The sequence below is a fragment of the Microbispora sp. NPDC046973 genome (assembly GCF_040644495.1).
Lineage (GTDB): Bacteria > Actinomycetota > Actinomycetes > Streptosporangiales > Streptosporangiaceae > Microbispora.
This window is the reverse complement of record NZ_JBEYWQ010000001.1, coordinates 626177-639964: the sequence shown is the minus strand read 5'-3', so window position 1 is coordinate 639964 and position 13788 is coordinate 626177. Positions and strand designations below refer to the sequence as shown.

Annotated in this window: 10 protein-coding genes; 2 read left to right on the top strand and 8 right to left on the bottom strand. The window is 69.4% G+C overall.

Going from position 1 to position 13788, the window contains the following annotated elements; translation table 11 throughout:
* The 4 genes from nuoH to ABZ860_RS03120 all read right to left on the bottom strand — a co-directional run bounded on the left by nuoH (position 1) and on the right by ABZ860_RS03120 (position 2428).
* Entirely contained in the window at positions 1–954 is a 954-nt protein-coding gene (gene nuoH / locus ABZ860_RS03135) for an NADH-quinone oxidoreductase subunit NuoH (protein WP_357214248.1), read from the bottom strand.
* 10 nt (positions 955–964) lie between these two features.
* The gene (locus ABZ860_RS03130) at positions 965–1495 is read right to left on the bottom strand and encodes an NADH-quinone oxidoreductase subunit C (protein ID WP_357214246.1); all 531 of its coding nucleotides are present in this window, start codon (positions 1493–1495) and stop codon (positions 965–967) included.
* Positions 1492–1947, bottom strand: a complete 456-nt coding sequence (locus ABZ860_RS03125) for an NADH-quinone oxidoreductase subunit B (RefSeq protein WP_225898981.1) — start codon at positions 1945–1947, stop codon at positions 1492–1494. Before ABZ860_RS03125 ends, ABZ860_RS03130 begins: the two co-directional genes overlap by 4 nt.
* A 109-nt stretch (positions 1948–2056) precedes the next feature.
* Positions 2057–2428 carry an NADH-quinone oxidoreductase subunit A gene (locus tag ABZ860_RS03120; RefSeq protein ID WP_030510087.1) on the bottom strand — a complete coding sequence of 124 codons (372 nt, stop codon included), beginning with the start codon at positions 2426–2428 and terminating at the stop codon, positions 2057–2059.
* Positions 2429–2796: 368 nt separating this feature from the next.
* Between ABZ860_RS03120 and ABZ860_RS03115 the strand changes: the two genes are divergently transcribed.
* Positions 2797–4641 carry a 2-oxoacid:acceptor oxidoreductase subunit alpha gene (locus ABZ860_RS03115; RefSeq protein WP_357214243.1) on the top strand — a complete coding sequence of 615 codons (1845 nt, stop codon included), beginning with the start codon at positions 2797–2799 and terminating at the stop codon, positions 4639–4641.
* The gene (locus ABZ860_RS03110) at positions 4634–5692 is read left to right on the top strand and encodes a 2-oxoacid:ferredoxin oxidoreductase subunit beta (protein ID WP_357214240.1); all 1059 of its coding nucleotides are present in this window, start codon (positions 4634–4636) and stop codon (positions 5690–5692) included. Before ABZ860_RS03115 ends, ABZ860_RS03110 begins: the two co-directional genes overlap by 8 nt.
* A gap of 64 nt (positions 5693–5756) precedes the next feature.
* On the opposite strand, the gene rfbC is transcribed toward ABZ860_RS03110, so the two are convergent.
* The 4 genes from rfbC to ABZ860_RS03090 all read right to left on the bottom strand — a co-directional run bounded on the left by rfbC (position 5757) and on the right by ABZ860_RS03090 (position 13772).
* Positions 5757–6353, bottom strand: a complete 597-nt coding sequence (rfbC, locus tag ABZ860_RS03105) for a dTDP-4-dehydrorhamnose 3,5-epimerase (protein ID WP_357214237.1) — start codon at positions 6351–6353, stop codon at positions 5757–5759.
* Positions 6354–6438: 85 nt separating this feature from the next.
* Positions 6439–10638, bottom strand: coding sequence for a LamG-like jellyroll fold domain-containing protein (locus ABZ860_RS03100; RefSeq protein WP_357214234.1), 4200 nt, complete (start codon positions 10636–10638; stop codon positions 6439–6441).
* Positions 10639–10779: 141 nt separating this feature from the next.
* Positions 10780–12471 carry a right-handed parallel beta-helix repeat-containing protein gene (locus ABZ860_RS03095; protein WP_357214232.1) on the bottom strand — a complete coding sequence of 564 codons (1692 nt, stop codon included), beginning with the start codon at positions 12469–12471 and terminating at the stop codon, positions 10780–10782.
* Entirely contained in the window at positions 12468–13772 is a 1305-nt protein-coding gene (locus ABZ860_RS03090) for an O-antigen ligase family protein (RefSeq protein ID WP_357214229.1), read from the bottom strand. Before ABZ860_RS03090 ends, ABZ860_RS03095 begins: the two co-directional genes overlap by 4 nt.
* Positions 13773–13788 lie beyond the last annotated feature (16 nt).

Sequence of the window (13788 nt, the reverse complement as noted above, 5' to 3'; positions counted from 1 at the left end):
TCAGGCCATCAGGACCCTGACGACTCCGGTGAGGGCGAGCTGGAGGAGGGCGAGGGGCACCAGGACGGTCCAGGCGAACTTCTGCAGCTGGTCCTCGCGCAGCCGGGGATAGCTGACGCGCACCCAGATGACGACGAAGGCCAGGGCGAAGACCTTCAGGAGCGTCCACACCGGGCCGGGCAGGAGGGGCCCCTGCCAGCCGCCGAGGAACAGCACGGTCGTGAGGGCGGACAGCACCACGATCCCGGCGTACTCGGCCAGCATGAACAGGGCGAAGCGGAACCCGGCGTATTCGGTGATCGGGCCCATGATGATCTCGGATTCCGCGATCGGCATGTCGAACGGCGGCCGGCGCAGCTCGGCCAGGCCGGCGACGAAGAACACGAAGGCCCCGATCGCCTGCCAGGGGAGCCACCACCAGCGCCACTGCTCGGCGATGCCCTGCAGGGACAGCGTGCCCGCGGCCATCGCCACGCTGGAGGCGGCGAGCACCAGCGGCAGCTCGTACGACATGAGCTGGGCCGCGGCCCGGATGCCGCCGAGCACGCTGTACTTGTTGGCCGAGGCCCACCCCGCCATGATCGCGCCGAGCACGCCGACGCCCATCACCGCCAGCACGAAGAACAGCCCGGCGTCGAGGTCCACGGCCGCGAGCCCGGGGCCGACGGGGATCACGACCATCACGACGAGGTACGGCACGAGCGCCACCGCCGGGGCGATCGCGAAGACCCGCCGGTCGGCCGCGGCCGGGATGACGTCCTCCTTCTGGGCGAACTTGACGCCGTCCGCGAGGAGCTGCGCCCACCCGTGGAAACCTCCGGCGTACATGGGCCCGAGGCGGGACTGCATGTGGGCCATGGCCTTGTGCTCCATCTGCCCGACGATCAACGGCAGCAGCAGGAACGCCGCCACCACGACGACCAGCCGGACCGCTATGTCGAGCACCTCGGCCATGGGACCCCTCTCACTCGGAGGCCCAGTCGGGGGGCACGCCCGGCGGCAGCATCCTGCGGCGGCTCGGCGAGCCGTGGCCGGACTCCCCCGGTTCCTTGGCCCCGGGCCAGGCCTTGGCGACCCGGGCGGCCAGCACGAAGTCCTTGCGCAGCGGGTGGCCCTCGAAGCCGTCCGGCAGCAGCAGCGGGCGCAGGTCCGGATGGCCGTCGAAGACCACGCCGAACATCTCGTACGTCTCCCGCTCGTGCCAGTTCGCCCCGCGGAAGACGCCGGTGGCGGTCGGCAGGCGGGGGTCGACGCGCGGGATCCGGGTGCGCACGAGCAGGTGCGCGAACGCGACCGGGTCGAACACGTGGGCCACGACGGAGAACGCCTCGGGCGGCTCGTCCACGGCGGTCAGCCAGTCGAAGAACTCGAATCCGGCCGAGCGCGCGAACGCCAGCGCGTCGGTCCACTCGCCGGGGTCCACGTCGAGCACGTCCTGGCCGAAGGAGTCGGTGACGCGTGAGCCGTACCGCTCGCGCACGGCGTCGACACTCATGCGTCCGCCTCCGGCAGGTAGCGGTCCTCCAGCGTCTCGCCCGCGATCTTCTCCTGGAGCTTCATGATCCCGTGGAGCAGCGCCTCGGGGCGGGGCGGGCAGCCGGGGACGTACACGTCCACCGGGATGATCTGGTCCACGCCCTTCGTGACGCAGTACGAGTCCCAGTAGGGCCCGCCCGAGTTGGAGCAGGCGCCGAACGAGATGACGTACTTGGGATCGGGCATCTGCTCGTACAGCCGCCGTACGGCGGGCGCCATCTTGTCGGTCACCGTGCCGGACACGATCATCAGGTCGGCCTGCCTGGGGCCGTTGGCGAACGGGATCACCCCGAAGCGGATGAAGTCGTGCCTGCTCATCGATGTGGCGATGAACTCGATGGCGCAGCAGGCCAGCCCGAAGTTGAAGACCCACAGCGAGTAGCGCCTGCCCCAGTTCAACACGAACTTCATCGGCTTGGGCGCCAGCCGGGACACCGGGCCGACTGTGGGCATCGGGAGATCGTTCACGGGCATGCGGTCACCGCCATGCCGTCCATTGTCCTCCCCTGAGCCGGTCGGGTCACGTCCAGCCCAGCACCCTCTTGCGCCAGGCGTACAGGATGCCGAGCGCGATGAACGCGAGGAAGACGAACATCTCCACCAGCGTCGTCATGCCGTACCCGGGGGCCGCGAAGACGGTGGCCCAGGGGAAGAGGAACACGGCGTCGACGGCGAAGACCACGTAGAGGTACGTGAAGACGTAGTAGCGGATCTGCGACTGCGCCCAGCCCTCGCCGACGGGATCCACCCCGCACTCGTACGTCGTGAGCTTCTCGGGCGTCGGCCGGCTGGGACGTAACATGCGGTTCACGAACAATCCGCCCGCGAAGATCGCCACGCCGACGAGAAAGAGGACGACTACCACGGCATATGAGCCGAAGTATCCACTCATACCGCCTCCCAGATCTCGAGAATAACCCCGGCACGATCTCAAGGGCTGAACACCTGACGGTCACATCCGAGTCCCCCGCATATAGTTGAGGATCGTGACCCGAATCAAGCTCGTCGCCCGCTTGCACCTGGACCTGTGCCGGCTCGCGTCGGGCCTGTGTCGCCCGGATGGTTCGCGAGGCTGACGGTGCGCCGCCCCCGGCGGCGAAGGCACCAGCGGGAACGCGCCACAGGCGCGGAAAGTCCCGGTAGAAGGCACCTCAAGTGCGCATCTACGAAAAACCAGCGTGACTCCGATGGATCTAGCATGGACATGACAACGTGCCACCAGCAGGCAGGCCTGGGCGCGTCAAGGAGGACTGAGGAGCTGTGACCAAGCAGGTTCAGCAACTCGACCGCGTGATCATCCGGTTCGCGGGTGACTCCGGCGACGGAATGCAGCTCACCGGTGATCGGTTCACGGCGGAGACGGCCCAGTTCGGCAACGACCTGTCGACTCTCCCCAACTTCCCGGCGGAGATCCGCGCTCCCGCCGGCACCCTGCCGGGGGTGTCGAGCTTCCAGTTGCACTTCGCCGACCACGACATCCTGACCCCCGGCGACGCGCCCAACGTGCTCGTCGCCATGAATCCCGCCGCGTTGAAGGCGAACCTCGGGGACCTGCCCAAGGGCGCCGACATCATCGCGAACACCGACGAGTTCACCAAGCGCAACCTGGCCAAGGTGGGCTACGACGGCAACCCGCTCGAGGACGACTCGCTGGCCGAGTGGCGCCTCCACGCGGTGCCGCTGACCTCGCTGACGGTCAAGGCGCTCGAGGGCTACGACATCTCCAAGAAGGACGCCGAGCGGGCCAAGAACATGTTCGCGCTCGGGCTGCTGTCGTGGCTGTACCACCGGCCGACCGAGGGGACGATCCAGTTCCTCGAGGCCAAGTTCGCCAAGAAGCCCGAGATCGCCAAGGCGAACATCGCGGCCTTCCAGGCGGGCTGGAACTACGGCGAGACGACCGAGTCCTTCTCGGTCTCCTACGAGATCAAGCCGGCCACGCTCCGCCCGGGCACCTACCGGAACATCTCCGGCAACCAGGCCCTGGCCTACGGGCTGATCGCGGCGTCGGTGCAGTCGAAGCTGCCGCTGTTCCTCGGGTCCTACCCGATCACCCCGGCCTCCGACATCCTGCACGAGCTGTCGAAGCACAAGCGGTTCGGGATCCGGACGTTCCAGGCCGAGGACGAGATCGCCGGCGTGGGCGCCGCGCTGGGCGCCGCCTTCGGCGGCTCGCTCGGCGTGACCACGACCTCCGGCCCGGGCGTCGCGCTCAAGGCCGAGACCGTGGGCCTCGCGGTGACCACGGAACTGCCGCTGATCATCGTGGACGTGCAGCGGGCCGGGCCCTCGACCGGCATGCCGACCAAGACCGAGCAGACCGACCTGCTGATGGCGATGTACGGCCGCAACGGCGAGTCGCCGGTGCCGGTGCTGGCGGCGGCCACGCCGTCGGACTGCTTCACGATGGCGATCGAGGCGGCGCGGATCGCGCTGAAGTACCGCACGCCGGTCATGCTGCTGTCGGACGGCTACCTGGCCAACGGCTCGGAGCCGTGGCGCATCCCGGAGATCGACGAGCTGCCGGACATCTCGGTGCTGTTCACCACCGAGCCCAACGGCGACGACGGCACCTACCAGCCTTATCGGCGTGACCCGGAGACGCTGGCCCGCCCGTGGGCGGTGCCAGGCACGGCGGGTCTGGAGCACCGGATCGGCGGCATCGAGAAGGCCGACGGCACCGGGAACATCTCCTACGACCCCGACAACCACGACAAGATGGTCCGGCTGCGTCAGGCCAAGATCGACGGCATCGACGTGCCCGACCTGACGGTCGACGACCCCGACGGCGACGCCCGGGTGCTCGTGCTCGGCTGGGGCTCGACGTACGGGCCGATCGCGGCGGCGGCCCGCCGGGTGCGCGCGGCCGGGCACAAGGTGGCCCAGGCGCATCTGCGGCACCTCAACCCGCTGCCCGCCAACACCGGCGAGGTGCTGCGCTCCTACGACAAGGTGCTGCTGCCCGAGATCAACCTCGGCCAGCTCGCCATGCTGCTGCGGGCCCGTTATCTGGTCGACGTGATCAGCTACAACCGGGTGCGCGGGCTCCCGTTCAAGGCCGCCGAGCTCGCCTCCGTCATTCAGGACGTGATCGAAAGTGTCTGACACCCTCAACGGCAAGGGCCTGGCCCTCATCCCCCGTACGGACGCCAAGCAGACCCTGAAGGACTTCAAGTCCGACCAGGAGGTGCGCTGGTGCCCGGGCTGCGGTGACTACGCGATCCTGGCGGCGGTGCAGAGCTTCCTGCCCGAGCTGGGGCTCAAGCGCGAGAACATCGTGTTCGTCTCCGGAATCGGCTGCTCCTCGCGGTTCCCGTACTACCTCAACACCTACGGGTTCCACTCGATCCACGGGCGGGCCCCGGCCATCGCGACCGGCCTCGCCGCCTCCCGGCCCGACCTGTCGGTGTGGGTCATCACCGGTGACGGCGACGCGCTGTCGATCGGCGGCAACCACCTGATCCACGCGCTGCGCCGCAACGTCAACCTGAACATCCTGCTGTTCAACAACAGGATCTACGGCCTGACCAAGGGGCAGTACTCCCCCACGAGCGAGATCGGCAAGATCACCAAGTCGACGCCGATGGGCTCGCTGGACAAGCCGTTCAACCCGATCTCGCTGGCGCTCGGCGCGGAGGCGGGGTTCGTCGCCCGGACCATCGACAGCGACCGCAAGCACCTGCAGGGCGTGCTGCGCCAGGCGGCCGAGCACCGCGGCGCCTCGCTGGTGGAGATCTACCAGAACTGCAACATCTTCAACGACGGCGCCTTCGACACGCTGAAGGACCCGGGCACCCGCGACGAGATCACCATCCGGCTCGAACACGGGCAGCCCATCGTCTTCGGCACCGGCGACAACGAGCGCGCCGTACGGCTGTCGCCCACGGGCGGCGTCGAGGTCGTGCGCCGCGCCGAGGTCTCCGACGGCGAGATCCTCGTGCACGACGCGCACAACCCCGACCCGTCGCTGGCGTTCGCGCTGTCGCGGCTGGACGAGCCGGCGTTCGAGCACGTGCCGATCGGCGTCTTCCGCTCCATCGACCGGCCGTCGTACGACCAGCTCCTCAACGAGCAGGTCCAGACGGCCACGGCCGCCAGGGGCGCGGGCAGCCTCGCCGACCTGCTCCACGGCGGGGACACCTGGACCATCGGCTGAACCCGGCCGCGACCGTCGCCCCACGCTCCACCGGGAGCGTGGGGCGACGGCGTTCAGGCGGGGACTACGCCGTACGGAGCTTCTCGTAGTAGGCGAGGCAGTCGGCGTAACCGGGAAGCAGGCCCCGCGACCGCGCCTCGGCGAGCGTGGGCGCGGCCTCGTCCTTCGGCGACAGGACGGGCTCAAGCCCCTCCGGCCATGCGATGCCGAGCTCGGGGTCGAGCGGGTGCACTCCGTGCTCCCGCCCGGGAGCGTACGGCTGGGAGCACATGTAGGCGACCGTGGCCTGCTCGCTGACCGCCATGAAGGCGTGCCCCAGCCCTTCGGAGAGGTACACCCCCCGGCGGCTCACGTCGTCGAGCAGCACGCTCTCCCATCGCCCGAAGGCGGGCGAGCCGACCCTCAGATCGACGACGACGTCGAGGACGGCCCCGGCCACGCAGGTCACGTACTTGGCCTGACCCACCGGGACCTCCGCGAAGTGGACGCCGCGCAGCACCCCCCGGCGGGAGACCGAGAGGTTGGCCTGAGCGAGGTGGAACCGATGGCCGAGCACCCCGGCCAGGTCCTCCGCCCGGAACCACTCCAGGAACACCCCGCGCTCGTCCTGGTGGACGGTGGGAGTGAAGACGTAGGCGTCCGGGATCTGCATCGGTTCCATCGTGCGGCACCTCGCTGGATGTCGATCGGGCGGAAGGGAGACGGAAGGCCCCGCCGTCGCCGGCGAGGCCTTCCCTTGGTTCATCTCAGGAGACGGTCACCGTCTGGGTGGTGACGTTCGTGCGGTTGTCGGCTCCGGTCACGGTCAGCGTGATCCGGTAGGTGCCCGGCTGGGCGTAGGTGTGCGAGGCGGTCTGGCCGGTCTCCACCACCCCGTCGCCGTAGCTCCAGGTGTAGGTGGCGATGGGCGCCGAGCCCGCGGTCGACGCCGAGGCGTCCACCGCGCAGGTCAGCCCGGTGCAGCTGGGCGTGAACGCCGCGGTCGGCGCGGCGGCCGTGCTGGTCGCGACCAGGTCGTCCACCGTGACCACGACCGGTGCGTTGGTCGCGGTCCCGGAGAGGAACGAGCCGAACCCGACCCCGCCGGCCGCCTGAAGGCCCGCCGTCGAGTCCGTCGCACTCATCTGCCAGTCCGCCGGCTCGTCGCCGGAGGCGGCCCAGACCTTCGCCCGGAGGGTCGTGGGCGACGTGCCGACCGCCTGCATCCGGATCTTGAGCACTGTTCCTGCGCTGTAGCTGAGACCGGAGACGGTCTGCTCGGACGTCAGCAGGGTGGAGGTGTTGGCCGCGTCGGTGCGGCCGAGCGCCAGCGCGACCGTGCTCGGCGGGAGCAGCCGCACCCGGGTCAGGTACTCACCCTGGCCGCTGACGCTCCGGCCGATGCTCCACAGGTAGATGCCGTTGCCCGTCCCGGGCTTGTCGGTGGTGACGGAGAACGTGGTGTCCGAGGTCGTGCTGGACACGCCGTTCAGATACGCCCGCCGGTTCGCGCTGGTCGAGGGCAGCGTGATCTTCGCCGCGCTGCCGTCCACCGCGAAGGAGGAGGCCGCCCCGGAGAGCGAGTACGCCCCGCCGGAGTCGGCCGAGCCCAGCCCGCCGGAGACCGTACGGCCGAAGGCGTCCGCCGCCAGCCCCGCGGGCGGGTTCGCCGGCGGCTGCGCCGTGACCATGTCGGTGTGCGTCCCCGTCGCGTTCGCGTCGTCGGTGACGGTCAGCTTGACCGGGTAGTCGCCTGCCGCCGGGTAGGTGTGGGTCGCCGTCTTCCCGCTGCCCGTGGCGCCGTCGCCGAAGACCCAGGCGTACGAGGCGACGGAACCGTCGGCGTCGGTGGACGCACCGGCGTCGAAGGAGCACTCCAGCTCGGTGCAGGTCGCGGTGAACGACGCGGTCGGGGGCTGGTTCGCCGGCCCGTTGCCCGAGCCCTTCTGCCAGTGCGTGGCGACCTGCGCGTCGGTGAGCACGCCGCCGTAGACGGCCACCTCGTCGATCCGGCCGTTGAAGTTGTTGCTGGTCGGCCGGGACGGCCAGGAGTTGAGGCTGTCGCCGCCGACCCTCCAGTAACCGGTGAAGCTCTCGGCGCCCGTCTGCGGGTTGGTGCCGACGAGGGCGCCGTCGACGTACAGCTTCATGCCGCCCGTGCCCTGGGTCGCCACCATGTGGTGCCACTGGCCGTCGTTGTAGGAGGCGGTCGTGGTGATCACGTTGAGGGTGCCGGTGTAGGTGCCGAAGACGAGCTTGCCGTCGTTCGTCATGTAGACGTGGCGGTCGTAGTTGGAGCTGGTCCCGGTGGCGGAGCTGCCCAGTCCGATCAGCTTGCCGCCGCTGGTCGTGGTCGTCTTGAACCACAGTTCCTCGGAGTAGCCCGTCGGGTTGGCGAAGGTCGTCGCCGAGGCGACCCCGCCGTTGGCGAACGCCACCGCCTTGTCCGACGTGTCGATGATCGCGCCGGCCTGGCCGTAGGTGACGCCGCTGCCGGTGTAGTTGCCCGCGATGCCGCCCTTGCCCGAGTCGGCGGCCACCGTGCCGCTCGCCTCGTTCAGCCGCCAGTAGAGCGTGGGCTCGTCACCGTAGACGGCCTTGCCGTACGCGTCCGAGGGGGCGGGCGGGATGGGACTGGTCCTGCCGCTGGCCACGTAGTGGTCGATGACCTCGTCCTGCGACAGGGCCGACGGGTAGATCGCCACCTCGTCGATGTCGCCGTTGAGGTAGGAGCTCGTCGGCTGGTTCGGCCATCCGCTGAGGTTGTCGCCGCCGATGCGCCAGTAACCGTTGTACTGCTGCGCGCTGGTGGTGGCGGCGGACTGGGCGACCCTGCGGCCGTCGACGTACAGGGCCATGCCGGCGGTCTCGCTGAGGCTGGCCGCGATGTGGTGCCACTTGCCGTCGTTGAAGCCCGGAGCCGAGTTCACGGTGCGGACGGCGCCGGGGTAGACGCCGAAGAAGATCCGGCCCGCGTTGTCCATGTAGACGTGCCGGTCGTAGCTGCCGCTGTTGCCGGTGGCCGCGCTGCCGTAACCGACGATCTTGCCGCCCCTGTTCGTGGTCGTCTTCACCCACGCCTCGGCGGTGAAGCTCGCAGTCGTGGGGATCTGCGACTGGGTGACGGCGAATCCGCTCGAGGTGCCGTCGAAGTGGGAGGCCGCGTCGGAGTCGCCGACGCCCCCGGTCGCGCCGTGCGTCACGCCGCTGTTCTCGGTCACGTCGTTGAACGCCGCGTAGTCGTAGGCGGTGGTGCCGCTGGTCTCACCGAGCCGCCAGAAGCTCGCCGGGTTGTCCGCGAGCACGGCCTCGGAGTAGTCGCTGGACGATCCCGTGCTCGCGATGGTGACGGGGTCGGAGGTGGCGCTGCCGACCGAGTTGCCCTGCGGGTCCTTCACCCGCACGCGGTAGGTGTGCGTGGAGCCCGGGGCGAGACCGGTGTCCTTGAAGCCGAGCGCGGGCAGCGTCCAGAAGTTCGACTTGGCGGTGACGGTGCCGATCGGCGTGCTGTTCCCGTCCCGCAGGATCTCGTAGGTCAGCTTCTCGTTGTCCTGGTCCCAGGTCGCCTTCCAGCTCACCCTGGCCGTGCCCGACTGGAAGGAGATCGCGGTCGGAGTGAGGTCGGGGCCGGGGATCGGCGCGGCCTTCTTCGGCGCGATCGACTTGACCGCGAACCGGGTGAGGCCCTGCTGGGGGTTGCCGTTGACGTTGGTGAACTCACCGCCGATGGCCACGTACTGGGAGTTGCCGGTGACCGACCAGCCGCCCTGGTACATGCCCGTGTAGCTGCCGGCGTTGAGCGAGGGGAACCAGTGGAGCAGGCCCGGCACGGGCTGGCCGCTGTAGTTGCTGTTCGAGCCCGGTGGGGCGTGGTCGGTGCCGACGGGGTAGGTCGTCTCGGCCAGCGCCCGGTGCCACGTCGTCGGGCTGGTCTCGGGGAACGCGCCGAGGGAGCTGCAGTCGTGCGCGTGGCCGACGCTGTAGAGCACCTGGCCGGTCACGAAGACCCCGTAGGTGGCCCCGTAGCAGTTGTCGAGCCAGACGAGGTCACCGGTGTAGGGATCGGCCGCCCAGCGTCCGTCGAACCAGTGGCCGCCCTCGCCGTCGTTGGCGCCGTACACCAGCGTGCCGTCCGTCACGAGGTCGTCGACGTAGGAGAACCTGTTGCTGTCGAGGCGGGTGGGGGTGGGCCGGCTGCTCCACGGCAGCGAGGCGCCGGTGACCGGGTCGACGGCGGTGATGCCGACCCGCGCCTCCCCGTTGAAGTTCTGGAACTTGCCGCCCACGATCACCCGGCTCTGGTCCGGGGCCATCAGCAGGGCGCGGATCTCGTCGTCCGGATCGATCTCCCACGACTGCAGGGCGCCGTTGCTCCGCGCCAGCGCCGCGGCGCGGTTGCGCGAGTAGCCGTTGACGTTGAAGAAGTTGCCGCCGACGTAGACGGTGCTGTTGGAGACCGTGATCGCCCACACGGTGTTGGAGACCGACGCGTTGAAGGCCGTGTCGACCGCTCCCGTGGCGGTGTTGAAGGCGACGATGTGGTTGCGCGTCGCCCCGTCCACGGTGGTGAAGTCGCCGCCGACGTAGATGCGCGAGCCGTCCGGGGAGGCCGCGATCGAGCGGGCCTGCGCGTTCAGGGTGTGGGCGAACGGCAGCAGATTCCCGGTCGTGATGTCGTAGGCGAGGATGTTGGCGCGGTTGACCTCCTGCGGGTCGCCGGGACTCGTGCCGGGCGGCCGGGCCTTCGAGAAGCTGCCTACGGCGTAGACCGTGTTGCCGACCGTGGCCTGCTTCCATACGACGCCGTTGATCTGCCACGTGGGCAGCGCGTCGGCCGTCACGGTCTCGGGTACGCCGGGTTCGGGGTCGATATCGGCCGCGGCGACCCCGCTCTGGGCGAGGCCGAAGCCGGCGACGATGAGGAGTGCGAGCGCGGAGCGCTTTAACAGGGGTAATTTGGTGCGCACTTATACCTACTTCGTCCCGTGCGCCCTTATGGGCTGCGTTACGAAATAGATCGTAATGGAACGGTCTAATTACACCCGCCAGATCATTACCTTATTGATTCCAATGCGATCACGATTGGGTCTAGTGCCGCGCGAGGAGCCCTACGACGGGGCTCCGGGAACGTCGCGCGCGCCCGACTGAGCGCCCAGCCAGCCTGCGACATCAGCCGGGAGAGGGGCGCCGGCAGGAAGACCGGATTGGGCGTTTTCCGCCGGAACCTCCCGACCGTGACGTTCTATTTGCGCCTGTTCCTGAATTCCGTTCAGCTTCATGTAAGTCCCGCCGCCCCGTGAGCGATCCACCCACTTGACGAGCGCCCCGTGGTCGTCGCTTCTGCGGATATAGGCGTTGTAGTCCAGCGTGGCCATCTGCTCGGCCGTACGCCTGCCGGTGAGGTCCTGCACCGAGATCTGCGGCCCGCTGCCGCCTCCCTGGAGCAGGTTGTTGCGCACCTCGACCCCGGAGACGTTCCACGGCATCTTCGGGTCGGCCTGCTCCCGCGCGCCGTCGACGATGTTGATCTGCGACTCGCCGTTGCGCAGCGCCGTGTTGTTCCAGAGCCGGACGTCGCTCGACTCGTTGACGTACAGCCCGTTCTTGCCGTTGTCGGCCACGAGGTTCCCCACGATGAGCGCGCGCGCCGAGATCTCGAAGTCGATGCCGTGCCCGGCGTTCAACCAGGCGAGGTTGCGGGCGATCACGGTATCGGACACGGACTCGTCGAGCCACAGGCCCGGCCCGTGGTTCCGCTGGGCGCGGTTGCCCGTGAGCTGGAGCCCCGTCGACTTGGTCATCTTCATGCCGCCGGAGACGGGAGCCTGCTCGAAGCGCTCCCAGTTGTTGCCCTCCATCAGGTTGCCGGTCACGACGGCCCCGTTCGTGCGGTGCGCGTGCAGCCCGAGCTGCCCGTTGCGCAGCATTGCGTTGTGCCGCACGACGATCCGGTCGCCCAGGATGCTGAGCCCGGCGACCGCGGTGTCGGCGAAGACGTCGTTCTCGAACGTGATGTCGTTCCCGTATCCCTTCACCGCGCCCATCCGCTTCAGCGGCGTGGCGTAGCGGCGGAACCCGATGCCGAGAACGGAGGAGCCGTGGGCGAGGTTGAGGTAGAGCGCCTCCGCGAGAGTGCTGGCGCGCACCTCGTGCCCGGTCGGATCGGACCCGAGATAGAGCCTGCCGGTGTCGTAGTCGACGGCGAAGGTGCCGGGGGTGACCTTGTCCCGGTCGGCCACCTGCCTCTGCTGCTGACCGTCGACGAACACCTGGTCGGGCCAGTTGGCCACCGGGTTCTCCGGACCGACCATGTGCCAGGCCGGGCCGCCCCCCGCCGTCGGATCGGTGTTGTCGAAACGGACGGTCCAGCCGTCCCTGCGCCAGACGGACCCGTCGCGCACCCAGCCGTACACCGGCTCGGAGCCGTCGAACCACACCGCCTCGTGCGGGTACGCCTGCAGCGTCAGCCGCTTGCCGTACACCTCGACGGACTCGTGGTACACACCGCCGCGGAGCACGATGACCGCTCCGGCGGGGGCCATCCGCACCGCCCTGCCCACCGTGCGCCACGGTGTGGCCTCGGACCCCGCAGCGGCGTCGTCGCCCCATGGCGCCACGAAGTACGCCCCCGGGGGCACGGTGTAGTTCGTGGTTCCGATAGCGAGCGGCCCGGCCGTACGCCAGTCGGTGACCGCCGCGTCGGCCGTCTTGTGGCTCCAGACCACGACGGCGGTGCCGGCGAACGCCAGCAGCGCCAGACCGGCGGCACCGGCCTTCCTCTTGAGGTACGGAGTTCTCATCTGACCACCTCGGGCGACGCCGCGTCTGGCGGCAGTTCGGGAGCGTTCGTCACGCCGCCGGCCACGGAACGCGTCTCGTCCGCCGCCGGTTGACGCGCCAGAATGATCGTCCATGCGATGACGACGAAGAGCCATACCGAGTCGACGTTGGCCGGGGCCGCCACGGTCTCCGTGGTGATGCCGTCCACGGCGAAGAACACCATCAGCCCGAGCAGCATGGCGGCCTCCGTACGGATGTGCCGCAGCCGGGTCAGCGTCACGAGGCGAACCATCAGCGCCAGGGCCAGCATGCAGAACAGGACCAGGCCGACCACCCCGCCCTCGACCAGGACGTTGACGAACGCGTTGTGGCCGCCCCCCAGTCCCATCTCGTCCAGGAAGAGCCCCCGGGTCGACGACAGGCCGTTGCCGAAGAAGGGCTCCGTCTCGAAGGCCCGCAGGGCGAACGTCCACAGGTCCGTGCGAGCGTTGAGCGTCTCCAACTGCTCCACACTCTCCCCACGGGTGGCGAACCCGACCAGCCGATCGGTGAAGGCCAGTCCGGCCACGATGGCCGCGGGGACCGCGATCATCAGGAACATCACCCGGCCGCGGGTTCCGCGGGCCAGCCAGCACATCACCGCCAGCCCGGCCAGGCAGCCGCCGGCCGCCCCCCTGGTGCCGGTGCCGATGAGAGCGGCGACCAGGATCGCGGCCGCGACCAGGTATGCGGACAGGGGCCAGCTACGAGGCGGCCCCCCGGGCAGCACGAACCCGGCGATGAGCAGGATGGCGATGCCGAGGAAGATGCCCGCGGTGACGGGATGGACGTAGAGCCAGTTGAAACGGTCCGCGGTGAGCGGCGTACGCGGAAAGGGCATGGCGACGCCGATACCGACGGAGACCACGACGAGCACGATGAACGCGTGGGCCAACCGCCACAGGTCCTCTCGGTCCGCCCGGCTGATCATGACCTGGCAGACCGCGGCGATGATGAGCAACTGGACGGCGCGTACCGCGGCGAAGGCGGGAAACGGGGTCCAGAGCACGCTCAGCGCCGAGTAAGCGGTCCATCCCCAGGTGAGCAGCCGGATGGAGGAGGGCCGCCGTCGCGGAGCGCCGATGCCGAACCGGCGGTAGAGGTAGAGGGCGACCACCCCGTAGACGCCGACCTCCAGCAGGATCGTCGCGTCGACGCCCCCGCCGATCGACTCACTGGCCGCGCGAGAGCGCAGTTTGTACTCGCTTGCGAGGATGAGGGCGATAGGTATGAGGACGGGCCACCAAGGATGGTATTTATGGCGATGACGAGCCCTAATCATGCAGACTCTCCTCGCC